Consider the following 21,859-nt stretch of genomic DNA (forward strand, 5'->3'; position numbering starts at 1 on the left):
CCCGGCTGCGCGGGCGCGACCCTCAGCGCGGCGGCGACAGCAGCCAGGGCTCGGTCAGGTCGTGGTAGGACAGCATGGAGGTCAGCTCCTCGGCCCGGTCGATGGCGCCCTGCAGCTCCGGCGGCAACTGGCGCTGCTCGCCTGCCCGCGCCTGCTCCAGCGAGGTGAAGTACACGGCCTCGGTGAACGCGCCGCCGTCGTGCAGGGCCACCGTGCCGCCGATCAGCTCGGGGCGGAACGGGTGCAGGCTGGCCGACAGCCGCACGACACTTTCCATCATCCGGTCCGGATCGGTGGTCTCCCCCGTGATCACCTGCACGAACCCGGCTTTGTCGGAACCCGTGGCGAGGTAGCCGCGCACGTCGGCGCTGTCGGCGAAACTCGGGTCGTCGATCAGCGACACCGTCTGCTGCCACCACCGGTCCTGTTCGGGACGTCTGCTGTTGGCGCGGGCGGCCTCGGCCGAGGCGAATCGCGCGAGCACCACCAGCCGGCCGTCGGCGGTGACCCCGCCGGTACTGCCCAGCCAACCGTCCGCGCCCGGGGAGAGCTCGCGTGCCCAGCTCTCGAAAGCCCCGCGCACCGCCTCAGGATCGGACACGCGCCCGCGAATGACCTGAACGAACATGGTGGACCTCCCCTCCTCCCGACGGTACGTCCCACCCGGCCGCCCGGGTCGCCGAAGCCGGATCTCAGCGCCTGCCGCCTGCATATACTGCTTGGCGGGGTGGATGCCATGGACCTGCTCAACGGCTACCGGGCCAGTCTGGCCGAGTTCACCGACCGCGTCGCGCAGGTGCGGCCGCAGCAGTGGACCTCTCCCACGCCGTGCCGGGAGTGGGACGTCCGTACGCTGGTCAACCATCTGGTGGGCGAGGACCGCTGGACGGTGCCGATCTTCGCGGGAGCCACCGTGGACGACGTCGGGGACCGGTTCGCCGGCGATCTGCTCGGAGCCGATCCCGCCACGGCGGCGGCCGACGCGGCCCGCGAGGCCGAGGCGGCGGTGACAGCCCCCGGGGCGATGGACCGGATCGTGCATCTGTCCTTCGGCGACACCGCGGCCAGCGAATACGCCTACCAGCTCACCGCCGACCATCTCATTCACGCCTGGGACCTGGCCGTGGCGCTCGGCGTCGACCCGGCCCTGGACCCGCAGGCGGTGAAGGTGGTGGCGGACTGGTTCGACACCGAGGAGAACGCCTACCGCGGGGCCGGGATCGTCGGCCCCCGGGTCGACCTGCCCGACGGGGCCGACGCTCAGGACCGCCTGCTGGCCGCCTTCGGCCGCGACCCCTCGTGGGCTCCGGACTGACCGCAGCCCTGGACCGGACGCACGCGGCGGATCAGGCGGCGCTGAAGGCGGTGGCGTGGGTCGGCTGGTAGACGCCCAGGGTCGCGCCGCCGGGCAGGCGCACCACGGCTTCGGTGCCCCAGTCGCGCTTGGCCGGTGCGACGATGATCTCCAGGCCGCGCTCGCCCCACTGCGCCACCGTGGATTCCACGTCGTCCACGGTCAGGTACAGCTCGCAGCGGGTGTGCTGCTCGGCCGGGTGGAAAGCGATCTCCGCGGGCGGCGCCTTGAAGATCAGCCAGCCTTCGCCGGTGTCCACGTGCGGGAAGCCGAGCACGTCGCGGAAGAAGGCGCGGTCGGCATCGGCGTTCGTGCTGTAGATCAGAGCATGCATACCGTTGATCATGTCTTGATGATATGCCGCCTGACCTGCGCAGCAGAACTCTTCACGGCGGTCCGGTTCGCACGGTGGGCTCACTCGAAAAGCGAGTGCGAGGCGCCGTGGTCCGCGCGGCGGCGCTGCCGCCGCCGCCGGACGATCACGATCAGGTCGACGACCGTGACCGCCATCAGCAGCACGCTGAACCAGCCCAGCCAGGTCAGTCCGAAGGCGAACGAGATGACCGCCAGCACGCCCGCGAACACCAGCCCGAACCCGGCCAGCGCCAAACGGAGGTTGAGCGCGCTGTACGGGTGGTCGTGGGTGCCGTCCGGCCGCTGTCGTGTCATCGTGTCCCCTCGCCGCCATTCTAGTCCTGAACCCGGACGAAACGGATGGCCGATCAGGCCGACGGGACGCCCAGCATCACCCGGTCCAGGACCGGGCGGAAACCCAGCTCCCGGTATCCGGTTGCGGCCGCTTCGGCGTCGGCCCCGGCGAAGACCAGCACGTGGTCGGCGATCTCCGACGCTGCGGCGCAGGCCGCGGTGAACGCCGCGGCGGCGTGGGCCTCGTCGCCGCCCGGCGCGTGCACCGCGCCCAGGCGGACCATCCCGGCGACCAGCCTGCTGCGGCCCGCCATCGCCACCGGCCGACCCGCGACCTCCCACAGGGTGATGCCGCCGAAGCCGAGCGGGTCGTCGATCACGTAGGCGGCCTCACTGGGGTCGTCCGGAAACGCGGCCATCAGGTCGTGGAACCACGACAGGAGCAGTTCCCGGTCCGCGGACCCGGCCACCCGGGCTCGACCCGCCGGCAGGGCCGGTGGGGTGAACCGTTCCAGCCGGTACAGCGTGATACGCGACCGCTCGACGGGCGTCACGCCGCGAGCCGCCCGCCAGGCCGCGCTCACCTGCTCCAGCAGCGCGCCGTCGACGCCTACCGCCTCCGCCTCGCCGAGCACCTCGGGTAGGGCTGCGACCGCCGCGCGGGGCATCGCCGACAGGATCGGCGGGTGCCCCGGCGCGCGCAGGAAGGCGCCTGCGACCTCGCCGTGCGCGTCGCGCCACCAGCCATAGGCCTGATCCGGCGCGCTGCTGGGCCGGGCCTGCAGGTAGGCGGCCTCGGTCAGCAGCACCGTGTGCTCGACCGGACGCGAGCGCAGGAAGTCGCCGCCGGCGGCGAGCAGGGCATGGACGTCGGTTGCGGTGGACCAGGTCACGGTCACATCCTGCTGGCCCGGCCGCCGCGCCGCCAGCCCGCTTCCGGCCGCATACCATGAGAAAACACCCGATCAGGCAGGAGCGTCCCGTGTCCGATGCGACGACCGCCGTCACCGGCGCCACCGGACGGCTCGGCGGGCAGGTGGCCCGCCGCCTCGCCGAGGCCGGGCAGCCACTGCGCCTCCTGGTGCGCGATCCCGCGCGCGCCCCCGACCTGCCCGGCGCGGACGTGCGCCGGGCCGCGTACGGCGACGGCGCGGCGGTGCGCGACGCGCTGACCGGGATCGAGACGGTGTTCATGGTGTCGGCTGCGGAGTCCGCCGAACGCGTCGACGACCACCGCACATTCATCGACGCCGCGGTCGCCGCCGGGGTGTGCCGGCTGGTGTACACCTCGTTCTTCGGGGCGGGACCGGAGGCGACGTTCACGCTCGCCCGCGACCACTGGGCCACCGAGCAGCACCTGCGCGGCACGCCACTGGCCTGGACGTTCCTGCGCAACAACCTCTACCTGGAGATGTTGCCGCTGTTCGCCGGGCGGGACGGGGTGCTGCGCGGACCCGCGGGCGGCGGCCGCGTGGCCGGGGTGTCCATCGGCGACGTCGCGAGCGTGGCCGCGCTGGTGCTGCGCGAACCGGGCCGCCATGACGGGCAGACGTACGAGCTGAGCGGGCCGCAGGCGCTGACCCTGGAGCAGGTCGCCGAGATCATCACGTTCGTGACCGGACGGCAGACGAGCTACCACGAGGAGACCGTCGCGGAGGCGTACGCCTCCCGGGCCGGTTACGGAGCACCGGACTGGCAGGTCGAGGCGTGGGTCAGCACGTACCTCGCCATCGCCGCAGGGGAGCTGGCCGCCACCACCGGCGCCGTGGAGCGGTTGACCGGTGCGCCCGCGGTGAACCTCGAGGAGCTGCTGCGCCTCGGCTGAGCCGGTCCGGCGTAGACTGGGCGTGTCGCTCAGGACCTCGGTGGCAGCCAGCCCGCACCCCCACTCCGACCGGGACCTGAGCCGCATGATCGAAGCGGCCGGCCCGGACCAAGGACGGTCGGTCATGCTTGTCGACACTTCGCACACCATCGCCGCTCCGGACACCGACACGGCCGGTTCACCGCCTCCCGACGCGGCCAGGCTGGAATTGGCTCCGACCAGGGCCGATCAGACCGTCCTCGACGGCGGCTGGTGGCCGCGCTCCTGGGACGCCGCCGCGGAGGTCCCCGGCCTCGTCGTCGCACTGGCCGAGCGCTACGGCCCGATCCGGCACGTGATGCTCAGCAGCGCCACCTGGGACGGCGGCGTCCGCCGGCTGGCGGTCGGCGAGCGCACCGTCCGCATGGGCTGGTTCGCCTCACAGGACAGCGCCCTGGCGATCGCGATCACCGATAAGGACGACCAGATCGACCTGCTCGTCGTGCCGCCCGCCACCACCCCCGCCGCGGCCCACCAGGCGATGGCCGCCGCGGCCGATCCTGGCGACAGCAGGCACGCCGCCGCCGTCCTCGCGGCGCTGCCGGCCGCGACGGCAGCGCCTGCGAACGCGGTCGACGGCAACGGCCGCCGCGCGACGTGGGAGAACGAGGGCGGCAGTACCGCCGGGCAGGCCGCTGCCACTGCCGCTGCCACTGCCGACGCCGGTCCGGTGTGAGCGAGGACCCGCGCGGTGCCGGCCTGGAATTCGACGTCACCATCGAGATTCCGAAGGGCACGCGCAACAAGTACGTGATGGACCTGCGCACCGGTCGCATCCGGTTCGACCGCACCCTGTTCACCGCAACGCAGTATCCGGCCGACTACGGATTCATCGAACAGACCCTGGGTGAGGACACCGACCCCCTCGACGCCCTCGTGCTCGTGCGGGAGCCGACCTTTCCCGGCTGCCTGATCCGGTGCCGGGCCATCGGGATGTTCCGCCTGCGGGACGAGAAGGGACCCGACCCGAAGGTCGTGTGCGTGCCCGCGGCCGACCCGCGGCTGACCCACCTGACCGACGTCGCGGACCTCGAGCACTTCTTCCGGCTCGAGATCGAGCACTTCTTCGCGGTGTACCGGGATCTCGAACCGGGCAAGTCAGTCGACGAACAGGCGGGCAGGTGGGCGGGCAGGGCGGCGGCCCAGGCCGAGATCATCCGCTCGCAGGAGCGCGCAGCCGGCTGACCGCACTGCCCTCGGCGGTCCGTTCATCGGCTGCGCATCGGCGTAGGATCGGTGGTATACGTTGGCTCCGGACCTCGGCGACGTCCACGAACGTCGACTCTGGGAGGTCTCGTGAGCACGAAGATCTCCACCTGCGCCGTCGTGCGTCGGCCGTCGGTTGGGCGGGCCGCGAACAGGACACCCGCCCCGCGTGGTGCGACATGATCAATGAACGGGTCATGCGGGTCTGGGCGCAGATCGGCAAGCATTCACAGGGTGCTCCGGCGACGCTGGCGCACGTCTGCGCCGCGACGGTGGCAGGCGTCAACGTGGACGGAGCCGGCGTGACGATCATGACCAGTTCCACGGCCCGGGACGTCGTGCACACCTCGGACCGGGTGGCCGCCGATCTTGAGGAGTGGCAGCTTACCTACGGGCAGGGTCCGTGTGTCGACGCGTTCGCCAGGGGCGGCCCGGTGATGGCGCTGGACCTGCGCTCGCTGGAGAGCCTGACCCGCTGGCCGGTGTTCACCCCGGCCGCCCTGGACAGCGGGGCGCGGGCCGTGTTCGCCCTGCCCCTGCAGATCGGCGCGATCCGGCTCGGCGTGCTCGACCTGTACCGCGCCCGGCCCGGCGCCATGAGCTCGTACGAACTCGCCGACGCACTGGCGTTCGCCGAAGCCACCGCGCTGATGGTGATCGACGACGCAGCCGGGCTGCAACCGGACACCGCCGAACTGGCCTGGCAGCGCGACGACCCGACCGCGCACCAGGTGCAGGTGCACCAGGCCACCGGAATGATCGTGGCACAGCTCGGGACCAGCGCCGAGGCGGCTTTCGCCCGCCTGCGCGCCTACGCCTACGCCCACGACCGCAGGCTCGGCGACGTGGCCCGCGACGTGGTCGAGCGCCGGCTGCGGTTCGAGCCCGACCTCGCGCGGGAAAGCCATGACAGTGACGAGGAGACGGCATGACCGCCCAGGACCGGTACGCGCGCGTAGCGGATTATCGTTGCAGGGGGAGCGCGCATGAGTGAGCGGGAGCTGGCCGAGGCCTTCGTCGAGCTGGCCGACACGCTGGTCGACGACTTCGACCTGATGGACTTCCTCCATCAGGTCACGGTGCGCTGCGCACAGGTTCTCGGCGTGGCGGCGGCCGGTGTGCTGCTGACCGACCAGCGCGGCGCCCTGCGGGTCGCGGCCGCCTCCACCGAGCAGACCCGGCTGCTGGAACTGCTCCAGTTGCAGACGGATGAGGGGCCCTGTCCGGAGTGCTTCCACTCCGGCCGGCCGGTCGAGGTCGCGGACCTGTCCACGGCCGCCGATCGCTGGCCGCGCTTCGTCGCCCAGGCCCGCGAGAGCGGATTCGCCTCGGTCCACGCTCTGCCGATGCGGCTGCGCACGGACCTCATCGGCGCGCTGAACCTCTTCGGCGGCCAGCCGGGCGCGCTCGACGAACGCACCATCCAGCTGGGACAGGCGCTCGCCGACGTGGCCACGATCGGGCTGCTGCAGGCGCGCGCCATCCGCCACCACGAGACGCTGGCCGAACAGCTGCAGACCGCGCTGAACAGCCGCATCATCATCGAGCAGGCGAAGGGCGTCATCGCCGAACGTCGCCGCGTCGACATGGACGAGGCCTTCGAGCTGCTCCGCGACAGCGCCCGGCGCAGGAACCAGCGGCTGTCCGAGCTGGCCCGCGCGGTGGTGGACGGGTCAGACGCGCTGTGGCTCACACAGCCGGCGCCGGCTGCCCCCGAGCGCGCGCCGATCCCCTTGCGCCGCTCGGACGGCAGCGTAGGCTGAGCGGAAGCATCGGGAACGCCCGATCCGGTCGACACTCCTGACCAGTGCCGACATAGTCGTACACGCCGCCCAGACCCCGCGGTCGTGACCAGGCAACACCGGCTCCTCAGCAGAGGCTGCCGGCTCAGCCGGCACACCGCTGCCTCCAGCCGTCTAGGGCGCTGATCGATATGACCATCCTCGCCGAGCGCACCCCGCTCTCCGCGGAGCAACTACTGAGCCTGCGCGACGGGCTGCCACCCGACCATCCCGACCGGGCCCGGATCCGCTCCCGCGTCATCGAGGAGCACCTGCCGATGGCAGGGCGGCTCGCCCGTCGCTTCGCCGGACGCGGGGAACTCATCGAAGATCTGGCCCAGGTCGCCGCGCTTGCACTGATCAAGGCAGTCGACGGATACGACCCCGGCCAGCAGGTGCCTTTCACCGGATACGCGGTGCCGTTCATTCTCGGCGCTCTCAAGCGGCACTTCCGTGACGCCGCCTGGGGTATGCGGGTGCCGCGCGCGGTCAAGGAACTCGGCCCGCAGGTGGCCACCGCCGCCCACGAACTCAGCCAGCAGCGCGGTCACCTGCCCACCGCCGCCGAGATCGCCGAACACCTGCACGTCGCGCTGGCGGACGTGCTGACCGCGATGGAGGCCTGGCACGCGTACCGCGTGCTCTCGCTGAACACGTCGCCGGCGGGCAGCGCCGGAGTCGACCTCATCGACAGCATCGGCGAGGTCGACCGGCGCTACACCGCGGTCGAGGATCGCATGTGCCTGCGACCGGTGCTGGCGGCGATCCCGCCGCGGGATCGCCGCATTCTCGCGTTGCGCGTGTACGCCCGGATGAGTCAGTCGGAGATCGCCGAGGAGGTCGGGCTGTCCCAGATGCACGTGTCCCGGCTGCTGAAGCGCACCCTCGAGCGGCTGCGCGAGCAGCTGCCGCAGTGAACCGCCCGGCGGCGGCCTGCTCTCACGGCCGCCACGAGGCCTCGATGAGGGTCTGCGTCGCGGCTGCCTCGTACACGGCGGCGGCCAGCCAGGCGCGGGCGAATCCCTCGCCGTCGTCGGAGGTCACCCGGCCGAAGACGTTGCGGGACCGGTGCCGGGCGGCGGCCGTCACCGAGGCCAGCAGGTAGGCCCCGAGGTCCAGCCGGGCCCGGCGCAGGCTGCGTTCCTGCGTGTCGGCGAGCGCGTGCACGGCACGGCCGCCGGCGACCATCCGCTCCACGTGGCGGCGCAGCAGTTGCAGCGCCGGGTCACCGGTCGCCGGCGGGCGCGCCGTGGACGCCGCGCCGTCCCCGGACCGCAACTGGCTGCGGTGCAGCCGGTCGAAACCCAGGTCGGCGTGGCCGGACCAGCTCGGCGGCAGGCGCAGCCCGTCCCCGGTGCCGGGCGCGAGCCCGATCGACAGGGCCGCGACGCTGGCCCGCCGGCCCGGCTCGGGTCGGCCCACCACCAGCAGTTCGAGGCCCGCCGCCGTGCCGAGCAGCCGCAGGTTGTCCCGGTATGCCAGCTCGGGATGGTCGTCGGCGACGGTGAGCAGCACGGCCGCCCCGCCGGCGGTCTCGGCCAGCACCGCGTCCCCGGCCGCCTTGCCGCGCACCACCACCGTCAGGAACAGCAGGTCGGCCCCGGCGGTGCGGTCCCCGGCCGGCTCGCCGAGCGCGGCGAAGGCGCGGCTCACCTGCTCGTCCAGGGGCTGCTCCCACAGGCCGCGCAGCGGCTGCTCGGACCAGCCCGCGCCCACGGCGCGCACCGCCCGCACCGCGCGGCCCGCACCCAACCGGCCCGAGCTGCTGGCGGTGCCGCCGGAGACGATCATTCCGGCGCGGGTGAGCTCGCGATGGGTCAGCCCGGCCTCGCCCAGGGCCACCACGGTGTCGCCGGAGCGGGCGGCCCGGTCCGCGCCGCCGGGGGCGACGTCGGTGACGGTCCACAGCCGGCCGTCGCGGTCCACGACGTAGGTCGCCGTCCCGGCGTACCCGGACTCGGCGACGACGGGGACCGTGCACAGCCCGTAAAGGCGCAGCCCGGCCTGCGGGTCGTAGCCGCGCCGGGCCACGCCCAGCAGCTCGGCCGCCTGTTCGTCCGGCAGGGCCGGGTCGCGCAGCCGGTGTGCCACGCTCAGCAGGTCACGCAGGTCGTCGGTCAGCTCCGCGAGGCGGAACTGGGGCTGGGCCTCGCGCATCGCCTGCAGCCCTGCGGCGACTCGCGTGCCCGCCGCGGCCGCGCGGTGCAGCCCGTTGGCGCGGGCCTCGTGCACCGCCCGCAGCAGCGCGGTACGCAGCACCAGCCCGCTGCCCGACGTCCCCGCGGCCAGCACCGCCGCCCCCGCCCGCCACAAGCCGTCCGCCGCCGCGCGCTGCCGGGTGGACAGGGGCTGCGGTTCGCCGCCCACGGCCGTGATGGATGCACCGGGCGCGGCCCGACCATCCGCTGCCGACGCCAGGTCCGGGTCGGCGGGCGCGGCGGGCGATTCCCGGCCGTCCATTGCCGACACGGGGTCCGCGCCGGGCGGGCCGGTCTCGGCCGCCTGCGCGTCAAGCTCGGGCTCGTCGTCCAGGCCGTCGTGGACCGGGGCCAGTGCCAGCACCGCGACCCGGTGCAGGCAGTTGGGCGCGAGCAGGCAGCTGCAGCGGGCGTCGGCGCCGGTGCGCACCACGCCGCCGGTCAGCACCAGGGTGACCGTGGTGCTGTCGTCGACGGTGATCGTGACGTGGCCGTCCGCGGTGGACACCGGCCAGGCGGCGGCCCGGGTCACCGCCTCGTCGACCTTCTTGCGCAGCCGTCCCGGCAGCGCGTCGAGCGTCTCCGCCAGCGCCGGGGCGGTGACGGCAGGCAGGTCGCTCATCGGGTCTCCTCGGTACGGTCACGGGCGGGCAGGGCCGGAGCGGGTCGCGGGTTCACCGGCGCACCTGCTCCCCGACCCAGCGGGCCAGCTCGAGCGGGCTCAGTGCCGCGATCGGCATACCGGCGGCGACCAGCTGCCCCGCCGCGGCGACCGAGTACCTCGGCCGGCCCGCGTCGTCGAGGCTGGCGCAGCCCAGCACGGTCGCGCCGGACTCCACCAGCGCGCGCACCTCGGCCAGCAGGCCGCCCATGGAGTACCCCTCCTCGAAGTCGCTCACCAGCACCACCAGCGTCCGGGTGGGCACGGTGACCAGCGACCGGGCGTGGCGCAGCCCGGCGGCGATGTGCGTGCCGCCGCCGACCTTCACCTCCAGCAGCAGGCTCAGCGGGTCGCCGACGCGGTCGGTCAGGTCCACCACCTCGGTGGAGAACGCGACGAAGTGCGTCGTCAGCGCGGGCACCCCGGCCAGCACCGACGCGGTCAGCGCGGACCAGATCACCGACTCCTCCATGGAGCCGGACACGTCGACGACCAGCACCAGCCGCCAGTCGACGCCGCGGCGGGCGCGGGTGCGGAACACGGGGCGCTCGGGCACCACGACGACCCGGCCGTCCTCGCCGCGGCGGCTGGCGGCCAGGTTCGCCCGCAGCGTGCGGGCCAGGTCCAGCCGCCCGCCGGGGCGGGACGTGGGCCGGGGGGTGGTGAGGCCGTTGAGCGCCGGGCGCAGCGTGCTGGCCAGCTCCTTGGTCAGCTCCGCGATGATGCGGGCCACCAGCGGGCGCAGCCGGGCCACGGTCGCCTCGGGCAGGCCGCCGGCCAGCGACAGCACGTCGCGCAGCAGGTCCATGGAGGGGCGCACCGCGTCGGGGTCGAGCTCCAGCGCGGCGTCGAGGCGGCCGGACTCCACGGCGGCGGCTAGCACCTCCTCGCGCACGCCCGGCCCGAACAGCGCGGACAGCTCCTCCGACCACTCCCGCACCCCGGGGAAGGACGGCTCGCGTCCGGCTCCCGCGCCGCGGTCCTCCCGTGCGCCCTCACCCCGGCCCATGCCGTAGAGCTCGTCGAGCGCGGTGGCGTACCGCCTGGCCTTGCCGCCCATGCCGGCACGGTCGCGGCCCAGGATGAGCCGCCAGCGGTCGGCGGGTGTCAGCTCGCCCGACGGCGGCCGCCGGGTGGATTCGCGGCCGGCCCGTGCCGTCACCCCGCCATCCGGAGCATGCGGGCCGCCGATGACCTCCGGGTTGCCGGTGGCATCCGGGTTGCCGGTCGCATCCGGGTTGCCGGTCGCATCCGGGTTGCCGGTCGCATCCGGGTTCGCGGTGGCGTCGGATCCACCGGCGGCGGCGATCCCACCGGTGGCGTCGAGTTCCGGCCCGTCGCCCGCGAGCAGTCCCAGCCGTTCCAGGGCCGCCCGGCCGGCGCGGTCGGCGAGCAGCCGGACCAGCAGCGCGTCCGGGTCGTCGACGTCACCGAGGTCGGCGACACGGCCGCCGAGCCGTTCGTCGACGACGGCCAGCAGGCGGTCACGCCCGGCAGGGCTGGCCGTGTGGAAGCCGCCGCGCAGCGCGGGCAGCCGGGCCAGGAACGCCTCGTCCAGCAGGTTCTCGACACGGTCGAGCAGCCCGGTCAGCACGCCCTCGGCGGCCTGCAGCAGCGGTTCGGCGACGGCCAGCAGGCCGCTGACGTGTCCCTGCAGGGCGCGCCGGGCCTCGTCCGTGCCCGCGGTGTCCACCCAGGACGCCACGCGCACCCCGAAGTCCTCCGCCGGGACGTGCCCGAGCAGCACGCGTACCGCACCCGCGGCGGCGGCCATCAGAGGTGTGCCCCGGGCGGCCAGCCTGGCCAGCGCGTCCGTCAGCCGCAGCGCCGACCCGGACGCCTCGGTGCGCTGGGCGAGCGCGGCCAGCGCCCGCGCGTCGGCGACGTCCTCGGAGCCGGCGAGCCCGTCGACCTGCCGTACGGCGGCGGTCTCCACCGCGTCGGCGGCCTCGGCGACGGCGGACTGGTCCGGTTCGGGCAGGCCGGGCACGTGGCCGTGGCGCAGCCGGTCGAGCAGGGCCAGTGCCGTCATCGCCTCGGCGAGCGAACCCTGCGCGGGCACCAGCGTGGCGACCTCGGCGAGCCGCCGCGCGGCCAGTTCGGGCAGCCCGCACGCCGCCGCGGCGTGCAGGCCCTCGACGACCTCTGCCGCCGACGGGCCGCCCGCGGCGGTCTCGCGGCGGCGGCGCTCGGCCAGCGCGCCCTCGGTGGCCTGTTCCAGGGTGACTCCGCGCAGCCCGGCGACCTCGATGCCGGCCTCGGTGTGCGGGGTCCACTGCAGCCGCCAGCGGCTGGTGATCGCGTCGACGCCGCCCGCGCCGCCGTCGCCGGCGACCGGTTCGGCGTACCCGACCCCGCAGGCGGCCAGCCGCTGCAGGGTGACCTCGCGGCGGCGGTCCAGGTCGGAGCGCAGCGGGTCGAGCCGGGTGTCCTTGACGGCGTCACCCGGCCCGGGCAGCCGCAGCGACGCCAGCAGTTCGCGGACCGCGGGGCCGAGACCGGAGCGCGGGGTGCCGGGGGCGAGCCGCCCGCGACGGTCCCCCACCAGCACGTGCTCCATCGCGGTGGCGACGACCCGGCCGCGGCCGAGCACCTCGCCGTGCGCGAGCACGCTCTGCAGCGCCTCGACGAGTTCGCCGCGGCCCGGGGCGGGCAGCCCGCGCAGCCGGGCCAGGTCGACGGCCAGCCGCACCGCCTCGCGCGCCTCGGCCGGACCGGCCGGGTGCCCGGCGGCGCGCACCCCGGCGCACACCGCCACGACGGCGCCCAGCGCCGCCGCCTCGACCTGCGCCGGGTCGCCCGCGGCGGCCAGCACGAACTGCTGCCACTGCGGGTCGCGGATCCCGGCCGGGTAACCGGACCGGGCGTCGAGCAGCCCGAAGGTGTACGGCACCAGCGAGGTGACCACCTTCGCGGCCGGCGGGGCCGGGTTCGCCGGTCCCGCCTCGCGCAGCGCCGGGGCGTGGAACGCGCCGACCAGCATCGCGACCCGCTTGCCGGCGTGCTCGGCCAGGCAGCCGCGCATGTGCGCCTCGCGGCGCAGGTCCAGGGTGGACACCCCGTCGCCGGTCTCGGCGTCGCGGCGCAGCGCCCAGCCGACCAGCAACGCCGCCCGGCGTACCGCCTCGGGGTCGGCGCCCGGCGCGCGGGCCTCGACCGTGCGGTCCCACATGTCCTCGTCGGCGCGGCCGGTGGCGGCGCCCTTGAGCGCGCCCGCCAGCGACAGCCGCGGCCCGGCCGGGCCGGGCGCGGACGTCTCCGGCTCGTGCCAGACCCGGTCGGCCAGCGGCAGGTCGCACGGCACCACGGGCACGCCGTGCCGCGCGGCCCAGCGCACCGCGACCAGCTCCGGTGAGAAGTCCGCGAACGGGTAGAACGCCAGTCCGGCGTCGCCGACCGCCCCGGCCAGGGCCAGCGGCGCGGTGGCGGCCTCGTCGGCCAGCCACGGCAGCCACTCCCCCAGCTCCGGGGGCAGCTCCAGCAGCAGCACCTCGGGCGCGTACCGGTCGAGCAGCTCGGGCAGCACCACCGACAGCGCGGGCGAGTGGTGCCGTACGCCGATCAGGAACGGGTCGCGCTGCCCGGCCAGCTCGGCGACGGCGACCGCCGGGTCGCCGTCGAGCGCCGCCGTCTCCGCCACCGAGGACTCAGCCACCGAGGACATCGCGCAGCTCCCAGAGCCGCCGCCACAGCCGCGCGCCGTCCTCGGCCCGGCGACGCACCGCGCCGTCCCAGTAACCGAGCAGCTTCGCGCCGTCGGCCGGGTCGTCCTTGCGCACCACACCGAGCAGGTGGCCGGGCAGCAGCGACAGCACGTCCCGGTCGCCGGGGAAGTATGCCTGGGCCAGCGCCAGCGAGGTCGCCACGGCGACGGCCTCGGCGGTGCTCATCACCGTAGAGGGCCGTTCCACGTCCCAGCCCTCGACCGAGCGGCCCTCACGCAGGTCACGGAACGCGGTGACCAGCGCCTCCAGCACCGCGTCGTCGACCGCGAACGGGGCCTGCACCCGTTCCAGGGCGGCGCGGGCCTGCTTGCCGACCAGGGCCGTCTCGGCCGCGAGGTCGCCGATCGGGCCGACGGTCTCGAAGTTGAAGCGGCGCTTGAGCGCCGCCGACATCTCCGACACCCCGCGGTCGCGCAGGTTGGCGGTGGCGATCAGGGTGAAGCCGGGTGCGGCGTGCACGGTCGCGCCGTCGGTGCCCGCCAGCTCCGGCACCGCGATGCGGCGGTCGGACAGCAGCGACACCAGCGCGTCCTGCACCTCGGGCAGGCAGCGGGTGATCTCCTCGACCCGGGCCACCGCGCCGGTGCGCATCGCCGACAGGATCGGCGAGGGCACCAGCGCCTCGCTGCTCGGGCCGTGGGCCAGCAGCAGCGCGTAGTTCCAGCCGTAGCGCAGCTGGTCCTCGGTGGTGCCCGCGGTGCCCTGCACGACCAGTTCACTGGTGCCGCAGACGGCCGCGGACAGCAGCTCCGACAGCATCGACTTGGCCGTGCCCGGCTCGCCGACCAGCAGCAGGCCGCGCTCCCCGGCCAGGGTGACCACGCACCGCTCGACCAGGGCGCGCTCGCCGACGAACTTCGCCGGCACGGTCAGCTTGTGCGGCAGGCCCTCGCGGCGGTCCTCCTTGGCCAGCTCCAGCTCGCGGCCTTCGCTGCCGGTGATGAAGGTGACCACGGCCCGCGGGGTGAGCCGCCAGCCGGGCGGGCGCGGCCCGCCGTCGTACGCGGCCAGGAATGCCAGCTCGCCGTCGTACGCGTGCTCGGCAGGGTCGACCTGCCGGGCTGTCGTGGTGGTGGTCATCGGCGCCTCTCGGTTACCAGCTCGTCGAATCGGGGTCCGTCGCCCGCGGTGATCCTGTCCCAGGCCAGCGCGAACAGCTGCGGCGCGGGCGCGACCGGCAGCACGATGTCCAAGCCGGACACGCCGTTCTCGCCGCCGATGAGCAGCGGCAGCTTCCACCGCTCCAGCGGCAGGTGCGGGGCCTTGAGCGCGAGCCAGCCGCCGGGCAGGAACAGGCTGCGCCCGGCCCGCGGCCGCTTGGCCTCGACCACGAGGTCCGTGGCGGCCAGCGCGGCGCGGGCCGCCTTCAGCCGGGCCGGCTTCCAGCCCGTCCACAGCGCGGTGTTGCGGTCGGTCGGGTCGGGCAGCGCGAGCAGCTGCAGGTACAGCGTCGCGGCGTCGGCGGTCAGGCCACGCTCCTGCGCGACCCGTGCCACCAGGTCGGGCATGGAACGGGTCGGGTCCTGGGCGAACCCGTCGATCCCGGCCGGCACCGGGTAGCCGACCAGCCGCGCGAGCTGCCCCCCGGCCAGCGCGTGCAGCGCGGCGAAGGTGCCCTCGTCGTGGCTTTCCAGCTTGGCCCGCAGCACGTGCAGCACCGGGTCGTCGGCGCCGGTCAGCAGCGCCGGGCGCAGGTGCACCACGCGCCAGCCGCTGTCCGGCGGCAGCAGCACCGCACCGGCCGAGACGCCGTCAGGGCCGGTCACCGGGGTGGCGCCGGTCGCCGCGAGCATCGCGTCGGCCTTCTTCTCCATGATGTAGCCGACCGGCAGGGACAGCGCCGGGTCGGCCAGCCTGGCCTGGGCCAGCTCGACCGCCCGGGGCAGCGCGGCCCGGATCGGGTCGTCGGCGGGCAGGTGGTAGACCAGCCACGGCACACACTTGGCGAACGCGACCAGCATGTCCTCGTCGTCGATGCCCTGGACCGAGCCCTGCAGCCAGTGGCAGGAGTCGGGGTTGGCGATGCCGTGAATCAGCTCGGACGCGTTCATCGAGCCGTCCACATCGGCCTTGTCGATGGCGACGATCAGGTCGTCGCGCACCGGGCGGCGTACGCCGTGGCGCTCGGTCCAGGCGGCGGCGAACGCGCCGACCGCCGGGCCGGCCGTCCACAACGTGGCGAGGTCCGCGGGCAGCAGCTGGGCGAGCGTGCGCGCGGTCGCGGTCACGTGGCCCATCCGCATCCGGCTCGCGGCGGCGGCCGCGGCCGCGCCGTCGATCCCGCCGAGCTGCTCGCGCACCGGCTCCGACTCGGCCTTGTGCCACGGGTGCTGCGGCAGGCCCGCCAGCACCATGGTGGCCTCGGCGAGGCTGATCCCGGCGGCGTCGGACAGCGCGGCGACCCGCTCCTGCTGCCATACCGTCGGCCCGTGCCCGGCCAGCAGGCCGGCGAACTCCGCGATCGCCTCCGGCGTGGCGATGCCGGTGTCCAGCGCCTTCTGGCTGGTGATGGCGTATCCGGGCAGCGCCCCGAACACCCCGTCCGGGGCGAACTCCAGCCCCTTCACCTCGCGGTCGTCGGCGTCTGCCGACAGCACCAGCAGCCGGCGCGCGCCGAAGGTCAGCACCATGCCGGGCAGCGCGTCCTCGTCGACGGCCCGGTCGGACTTCAGCGTGAGCAGCCGCAGCCGGGACCCCGGCGTGAGCAGCCCGCTGCGGGCGCACACGTCGAGCAGTTCCAGCAGCGCGACCCGGTACTCCGGGCTGGTCACCGGGCTCGCGGCGCGGTACATCGCCGCGGGCAGCACGCCGAGCACGTCGAACCAGTCGTCGTCGGCCTGCAGGTCCAGCTTCCCGGCAGGCGCCTCGGCGGCGGTGAACGCCGCACCGGTGCCGGTGAGCAGGCGCACCGCGCTGTCACCGCGGCTGTAGCAGTACGGCATGAGACCGGACAGGGCGGCGGCGAGCACGTGGTCCTGCACGCCTCCGGTCCACTCCGCGGCCGGCTCGGCGGCCGTGTCGGCGGCGTGTCCCTCGCACCGGTCGCGCAGCCCGGCGAGCCGGGTGACCTGCACGGCGGCCCGCTCTACGAGCCCGGCGACCCCGGCCCGCAGCGACGGATCGGTGACCTCGGGCAGGTGCTGTGCGACCAGCGCGACCAGCGCCTCCTGCGCGGCGGCGTCGTCCTCCGCGGCGGCGACGGCCTCGACGGCCTCGCGCAGCAGCCCGGCGCACCATTCGTCGGTGGCCGCGCGCAGCGCCGCCGAACCGGCCTCGTCGCGCGGGCGCAGCAGGTGCCAGTAACCGGCCCCGGGCACCAGCCGGGTGCCGCGGGCGTACGCCGACGGGCCCTGCGGCACCGTGTACTCGCCGAGCAGCACACCCTCGGGGTCGACCAGGGTCATCGTGTTGTTGCGCCAGTGGCGTGCGGTGAGCACGCCGCAGACCACGTCCGAGCCGGGCAGGCGCACCGCCCCGGACAACTCGCCCTTGGCGGCCGCGGCGGGCAGGGTGTACACCGTGCCGTCGGTCGACTGCCCGGCGAGGCTGCCGTCGGCGCGGCGGCGCACCCGCCAGCCGACCAGCGGGCCCTTGTCGCCGGGTGCGGCCGGGTCACGCGGCGCGAGCCGGGACGCGTTCAGCAGCAGCGACTCGCCGTCGGCCGCGCCGTCCTCCAGGAACGCGGGCAGACTGGCCCGGCCGCGCTCGCCGGTGACCGGGTCGAGTTCCTGGCACACCAGGGTGGTGCCGTTGTTGCGGATCACCCAGTGCGAGACGCCGTCGGTGAGCACCCGCCCGATGCGGCGCTCGCTGCGATCGCCGACGTGCAGTGGGCGGCCGCCAGCGGTGCGGCCTCCGCCGGGCAGCGGCAGCGAGACCGCGTCCGACATGTCGAAGGCCTCGTCGGGCACCGTGAACACGTCGTCGGGCGCGCCGCTCCAGTAGCCGGAGCGTTCCCGGCCGATGTCCCAGCACACCAGCAGCTGCCGGTCGACGTAGCGCAGCACCAGCCGCCACAGGTAGTGGCGCTGGTCGGCGGGGATGCGCAGCAGGTGCTCCAGCTCCACGCCGTTCTCGCCGACCACCAGCACCACGTCGCCGCGGCGCAGCACCAGGTACGGCCACTGGCTGACGACGGCGAGGTTGTCCTCGTCGTCGGCGGGGCTCAGGCCCAGCCGGGCGACGGCCTCCTCCAGCGCGGGCCAGCCGAGCTCGTCGAGCACACCGGCGCGCAGCGTACGGCCCAGCAGCGCGGCGACGTCGTGGCCGAGCACCCGCTCGGCGGCCTCCGGGTTGACGGCGACGCCGTCGGGGCAGCCCAGCAGGGCCAGCCGGTCCAGGTGCGTGGCGAGCGTCGGCAGGCCGTGCCGTGCGGTGTCCGCGGCCAGCAGGTCCAGCAGGGCGTGGGCCGCGGTGCGCAGGCCCGGCACGGCCGTGACGGCGCGCACCCGCTCCGGGTCGCCCGCGGTCTCCCGGTAGTTCGGGCGCAGGTGCTGCTCGACCGCCTCGGCGAGCGCGGTCAGGAAGCGGCCGTCGCCGGCGACGGCGACGAGGTCGCGGCGGCCCTCGTTCTCGTCGGACAGCCATCGCGTCACCTGGTAGCGGGCGTTCTCGGGGTCGGCCACCGGCACGCCGAGCGCCAGGCAGGCGTCGAGCAGGTCGAGGTCGACGCCGCTGTGCCGGCGGCACAGCACGACGGGCAGCCCGTCGGCCTTCAGCCGTCCGGACATGCGCTCCAGCAGTGCCAGCAGGCGGGCCGAGCGGCCGTTCTGCCGCCAGCCCCGGCGCTGGCGGTGCACGTCGAAGCGGCCCAGCCAGCCCGCGGGGCCGTCGGGGGACTCGGCCGCGAACGGCACGGTGCCCTGCGGCTCGGTCAGCGCGGCGGTCGCCCCGGCCCGCTCCAGCACCTCCAGCCAGACGTCGTCGGCGACGTGCTGCGGGAACATGCTCAGCAGGCGGCCCCGCAGGGCCGGGTCGGCGGCGGCGAGTTCGGACAGGGATCCGGCGTACGCGGCCCAGAAGCCCTCCGGCGCGCGCGACAGCGACGGCGCGGACAGCAGTTGGGCGAGCACCTGCCGGTCGGCCTCGGCCTGGTCGAGCTTGGCAGCCTTGGCCAGGCGGCGCAGGTCGGTGTGCATCTGCGCGTACGGCGGCAGCCCGCCCAGGGTCCGCTCCACGCACAGGCGCAGGAAGCGGTCGTAGGCGTCGGCGGGCGTGCTGCGCGCGGACAGCTCGCGGGCGTGCTGCGACAGCGCCTTCGCGGTCAGCGCACCGGCCAGCGCGAACTCCAGGAACACCGCGTGCTGGCGCTCCTCGTCGATGCGCAGCGCGTACGCCCGCTCGGCATCGCGCGCCTTGCCGAACATGGTCGCCGCGTACGTGGTGCTGTCGGCGGCCAGGAACGCCCGGCCCGCCTCCTCGTAGTAGGTGGGCAGGAAGTGCGGCACGGCGCGGGCCAGGCGCTCGCCGAGGGCGTTGAAGCCGTCCTTGGCCGGGCCGATGCGCGACTTGGCCTGCCGGGCCAGCCGCTCGATCTCCTTGACCAGCGCCAGCGCGTGGTGGCCGTTGGCCGGGTCGTGGACCAGCGCCCAGGCGGGGAAGCCCAGCGCCTGCTGCCGGACCAGGCCCACCTCGTTGACCGGCACAGGCTTGTCGAAGCCGAGGAACTCCATGCTCAGGTCCTCGGCCGCGCCGATGGTCGCCGGCACCAGCCGCACCACGGTCCGCTCGCCCAGCACCGGGTGCCGGTAGGCGCGCGAGGTCAGCGCGTCGACGGTGTCGTCCTTGGCCACCGGCGTTCCGGCGGGCAGCACCGCCCCCGCCTCCAGCAGCGTCAGGTTCTGCTCGCTCATGTCAGTCCTCGTCCTCGTCCTCGTCGTCCTCGTCGGCGTCCGCGACCTGATCCTCTGCGGCGTCCTCGTCCTCGTCCTTCTCGACGACGCGCCCGGCGTACAGGGCCGCCGCCATGCGGGTGCCCTCGGACCAGGCGACCGGGCCGACCTCGGCCAGCGTGAGCGCGGTGCCGTTGCGGTCGGTGAAGACGAGGTCCCCGGTCTCGGTCTCGTAGTACGGGTCGTCGGAGCCGACCCAGGAGCGGGCCTCGACGGTGACGCCGCCCTCGAACACGCGGCAGACCGCGTTGCCGCCGCGCACCGGGTAGCCGAGCTTGGTCGCGCGGGCGGTCAGGTGGCGCAGCTCGGCGTACTTGCCCCCGGAGTACTCCCCGACCCGCCGTGCGGACGGATCCACGTCGGCCGGTCGGCTGAAGATCTGCCGGAACAGCTGGTCCACGGACTGGGACACGCCCAGGTCGGCGGCGAACTCGCGCAGGTCGTCGAGGTCGGGCAGGGTCACCGGGTGCGGGATCACCACCCGCTGCGCGGGCAGCCGCACCGTGTCGCCGTCGAGGTTCACGATGCCGATCTGCCCGGCGGACGCGTCGCGCAGGAAGCCCACCTCGTCCGGGTCGAACGCGCCGTCGTCGTCGAGCACCCCGACCACCAGGTCGGTCAGCGCCGCGCGCCAGGTCTCGTCGGGCCAGACGTCGGCCAGCACGGCGACAGGCACCGGCAGCGAGCGGACCATCCAGCGCTCGATGTCGGCGCGGCACTGCCCCTCGTGCCGGCCCAGCCACTCGGTGAGCTGCCGGAGCCCGGTCACCACCGGGTCGTCGCGCAGCGCCGACGGCACCGACTTCAGCTCCTTGCCCTTGGCGTTGCGGGCGACCAGGTCGCTCCCGCGCAGGGTGACTTCATAGCCACCGGATGCCACCAACCATCCCATGTGGACGGCCACCTTCCTGTCGAAGACACCGGACGCTAAACCACCGCGCCGACAGTCCGGCAAACGGCTGGTCGCGGCCCCGCCCCGTCCGCGGCATACCGACCGGGAACCATTCGGCCACACCGCTGTCGGCGGCGCGCGGCCGGGTCCCGGGTCACGCCCGGGCGGCGCGATGACGTGCGCACGGCCATGTCCGCGGGTATTGCGGGCAGGACCGCACACGGCGGGAGTACCGTCGAAGGTCCAGCGCCGAGTGCGTCACCGACCGGCCGCAGCCGCGGCGGAGCGGGGCGGTCCCGGGCTGCTGGGCGGGGCGTCAGCGGTGACGAAGGAGGCGGCGGTGAAGCGCAGAGCGCTCGTGCTCGGTGGCGGCGGGGTCACCGGTATCGCGTGGGAGCTGGGAATCCTGGCCGGACTCGCCGAGGCCGGCGTCGACCTGAGCACCGCCGACCTGCTCGTCGGCACGTCGGCCGGCTCGGTGGTCGCCTCGCTGATGGCCACCGAGCCCAGCCTGGAGGAGCGCTACCAGACCCAGCTGGAGGACCCGAAGGACGAGGTCGCCGCCCGCCTCGGCATGCGCACGCTGCTGGCGTACGGGTGGGCGATGGTGCGCAGCCGCGCCCCGGAGCAGTACCGGGCCCGGCTCGGCGCGCTGGCGCTGGCCGCCGCGTCGATGACGCCCGAGGAGCGCAAGGCGGTCATCGCGTCCCGGCTGCCCGTGGTCGACTGGCCGGAGCAGCCGCTGAAGATCACCGCGTCGGACGCGCACACCGGCGAGTTCACCGTCTTCGACCGCGACAGCGGCGTGGAGCTGATCGACGCCGTCGCCGCGAGCTGCGCGGTGCCGGGCGTGTGGCCGCCCGCGGCGGTCAACGGCCACCGCTACATCGACGGCGGGATGCGCTCGGCGACCAACGCCGACCTGGCCCGCGGGCACGAGCAGGTGGTCATCATCGCCCCGGTGACCGTCGGCGGCGGCCTGGTCACCAGCACCGCCCGGCACGTCGCCGAGCTGACGGCGGCCGGCGCGCGGGTGACCGTCATCAGCCCGAACCGGAACTCCCGGACCGCGATCGGCCGCAACATGCTCGACCCGTCCCACCGGGCCGCGTCGGCCCGCGCCGGACGCGCCCAGTCCGCGCAGGTCGTCACCCAGGTCGCCGCGGTCTGGTGCTGACGCGACGCCGACCGTCCGTTGAGGATGCCCCCAGCATCCTCCGAGCAACGCGCACGCCGATCACTGCCACAGGACGCTGATCAGCCAAAACATCTCGTGACGCCGCTCTCTGCGCCCGACGCGGGCCCGGAGTGGCCAAAGCTTTCCGGTAGCGCTATGCTCGACCGTGACGCCCGTCTTGGCGACTTCCCCCGTGGTTGCCAAGACGGGCGTTTTTCTTTGCCCAGACCCCCTTCCCTCACCCTCCACAAAGGAACGGAAGGGCACCTTCACATCGCCATACGTCGAGGAAGGCGCCCTTGTTAACCGGTTACCCCCGGTGGGCTGCGGCGGCCGGGTCGCTCGCGTGTCGGTCGGGTCGGGTATCGTCCCGCGCGGCGAGGCTGTAGCGCAGAGGTCGTCGCGCCTTGACTGCAAGCTGGAGGACGTCGGTTCGAATCCGACCAGTCTCGCCCCTACCGG

At 74.7% G+C, this 21,859-nt stretch carries 17 protein-coding genes and 1 tRNA gene; 9 read left to right on the forward strand and 9 right to left on the reverse strand.

What is annotated here, in order from left to right; translation table 11 throughout:
• Nucleotides 1-22: 22 nt before the first annotated feature.
• The gene (locus F6W97_RS13170; protein WP_230686635.1) at nucleotides 23-601 is read right to left on the reverse strand and encodes a hypothetical protein; all 579 of its coding nucleotides are present in this window, start codon (nucleotides 599-601) and stop codon (nucleotides 23-25) included.
• Nucleotides 602-736: 135 nt separating this feature from the next.
• Here F6W97_RS13170 and F6W97_RS13175 point away from each other — a divergent pair, with 135 nt between their 5' ends.
• Nucleotides 737-1,315, forward strand: a complete 579-nt coding sequence (locus tag F6W97_RS13175) for a TIGR03086 family metal-binding protein (RefSeq protein WP_155370551.1) — start codon at nucleotides 737-739, stop codon at nucleotides 1,313-1,315.
• Nucleotides 1,316-1,346: 31 nt separating this feature from the next.
• On the opposite strand, the gene F6W97_RS13180 is transcribed toward F6W97_RS13175, so the two are convergent.
• The 3 genes from F6W97_RS13180 to F6W97_RS13190 form a co-directional block, all read right to left on the reverse strand.
• Entirely contained in the window at nucleotides 1,347-1,700 is a 354-nt protein-coding gene (locus tag F6W97_RS13180) for a VOC family protein (RefSeq protein ID WP_155370552.1), read from the reverse strand.
• Between the two features lie 68 nt (nucleotides 1,701-1,768).
• Entirely contained in the window at nucleotides 1,769-2,023 is a 255-nt protein-coding gene (locus F6W97_RS13185; protein ID WP_155370553.1) for a DUF6343 family protein, read from the reverse strand.
• Nucleotides 2,024-2,076: 53 nt separating this feature from the next.
• A complete protein-coding gene (locus tag F6W97_RS13190) occupies nucleotides 2,077-2,895 on the reverse strand; it encodes a GNAT family N-acetyltransferase (protein WP_155370554.1) in 819 nt (272 codons plus the stop codon).
• Between the two features lie 89 nt (nucleotides 2,896-2,984).
• Between F6W97_RS13190 and F6W97_RS13195 the strand changes: the two genes are divergently transcribed.
• From F6W97_RS13195 to F6W97_RS13220, 6 genes are all read left to right on the forward strand, one after another.
• On the forward strand, nucleotides 2,985-3,827 hold the full coding sequence (locus F6W97_RS13195; RefSeq protein ID WP_230686636.1) for an SDR family oxidoreductase: 843 nt from the start codon (nucleotides 2,985-2,987) through the stop codon (nucleotides 3,825-3,827).
• A gap of 124 nt (nucleotides 3,828-3,951) precedes the next feature.
• The gene (locus tag F6W97_RS13200; protein WP_155370556.1) at nucleotides 3,952-4,542 is read left to right on the forward strand and encodes a DUF5994 family protein; all 591 of its coding nucleotides are present in this window, start codon (nucleotides 3,952-3,954) and stop codon (nucleotides 4,540-4,542) included.
• A gap of 23 nt (nucleotides 4,543-4,565) precedes the next feature.
• A complete protein-coding gene (locus tag F6W97_RS13205) occupies nucleotides 4,566-5,051 on the forward strand; it encodes an inorganic diphosphatase (RefSeq protein WP_155370607.1) in 486 nt (161 codons plus the stop codon).
• Nucleotides 5,052-5,251: 200 nt separating this feature from the next.
• Complete coding sequence (locus F6W97_RS13210; protein WP_230686637.1) at nucleotides 5,252-6,004, forward strand: GAF and ANTAR domain-containing protein; 753 nt, start codon at nucleotides 5,252-5,254, stop codon at nucleotides 6,002-6,004.
• Between the two features lie 54 nt (nucleotides 6,005-6,058).
• Nucleotides 6,059-6,835 carry a GAF and ANTAR domain-containing protein gene (locus tag F6W97_RS13215; protein ID WP_155370557.1) on the forward strand — a complete coding sequence of 259 codons (777 nt, stop codon included), beginning with the start codon at nucleotides 6,059-6,061 and terminating at the stop codon, nucleotides 6,833-6,835.
• A 170-nt stretch (nucleotides 6,836-7,005) separates the two neighbouring features.
• Nucleotides 7,006-7,770 carry a SigB/SigF/SigG family RNA polymerase sigma factor gene (locus F6W97_RS13220; RefSeq protein WP_155370558.1) on the forward strand — a complete coding sequence of 255 codons (765 nt, stop codon included), beginning with the start codon at nucleotides 7,006-7,008 and terminating at the stop codon, nucleotides 7,768-7,770.
• A gap of 22 nt (nucleotides 7,771-7,792) precedes the next feature.
• Here the strand turns inward: F6W97_RS13220 and F6W97_RS13225 are convergent, their stop codons facing one another.
• From F6W97_RS13225 to F6W97_RS13245, 5 genes are read right to left on the reverse strand one after another with little or no spacing between them, the layout of a single operon-like run.
• Complete coding sequence (locus F6W97_RS13225) at nucleotides 7,793-9,673, reverse strand: hypothetical protein (RefSeq protein ID WP_155370559.1); 1,881 nt, start codon at nucleotides 9,671-9,673, stop codon at nucleotides 7,793-7,795.
• A 52-nt stretch (nucleotides 9,674-9,725) separates the two neighbouring features.
• Complete coding sequence (locus F6W97_RS13230; RefSeq protein WP_155370560.1) at nucleotides 9,726-13,376, reverse strand: DUF5682 family protein; 3,651 nt, start codon at nucleotides 13,374-13,376, stop codon at nucleotides 9,726-9,728.
• Nucleotides 13,360-14,517 (reverse strand): ATP-binding protein, encoded by a 1,158-nt coding sequence (locus tag F6W97_RS13235; protein ID WP_155370561.1) that lies wholly within the window; start codon nucleotides 14,515-14,517, stop codon nucleotides 13,360-13,362. Before F6W97_RS13235 ends, F6W97_RS13230 begins: the two co-directional genes overlap by 17 nt.
• Complete coding sequence (locus F6W97_RS13240; protein ID WP_155370562.1) at nucleotides 14,514-19,289, reverse strand: hypothetical protein; 4,776 nt, start codon at nucleotides 19,287-19,289, stop codon at nucleotides 14,514-14,516. Before F6W97_RS13240 ends, F6W97_RS13235 begins: the two co-directional genes overlap by 4 nt.
• Before the next feature lies 1 nt (nucleotide 19,290).
• Entirely contained in the window at nucleotides 19,291-20,220 is a 930-nt protein-coding gene (locus F6W97_RS13245) for a DUF4132 domain-containing protein (protein WP_155370563.1), read from the reverse strand.
• Nucleotides 20,221-20,560: 340 nt separating this feature from the next.
• Between F6W97_RS13245 and F6W97_RS13250 the strand changes: the two genes are divergently transcribed.
• Nucleotides 20,561-21,397, forward strand: coding sequence for a patatin-like phospholipase family protein (locus F6W97_RS13250; RefSeq protein ID WP_230686638.1), 837 nt, complete (start codon nucleotides 20,561-20,563; stop codon nucleotides 21,395-21,397).
• 379 nt (nucleotides 21,398-21,776) lie between these two features.
• Nucleotides 21,777-21,849: transfer RNA gene (locus tag F6W97_RS13255), tRNA-Cys, on the forward strand.
• The last annotated feature ends 10 nt before the right edge of the window (nucleotides 21,850-21,859 follow it).

It is taken from the genome of Catellatospora vulcania (assembly GCF_009720385.1).
Classification (GTDB): domain Bacteria; phylum Actinomycetota; class Actinomycetes; order Mycobacteriales; family Micromonosporaceae; genus Catellatospora; species Catellatospora vulcania.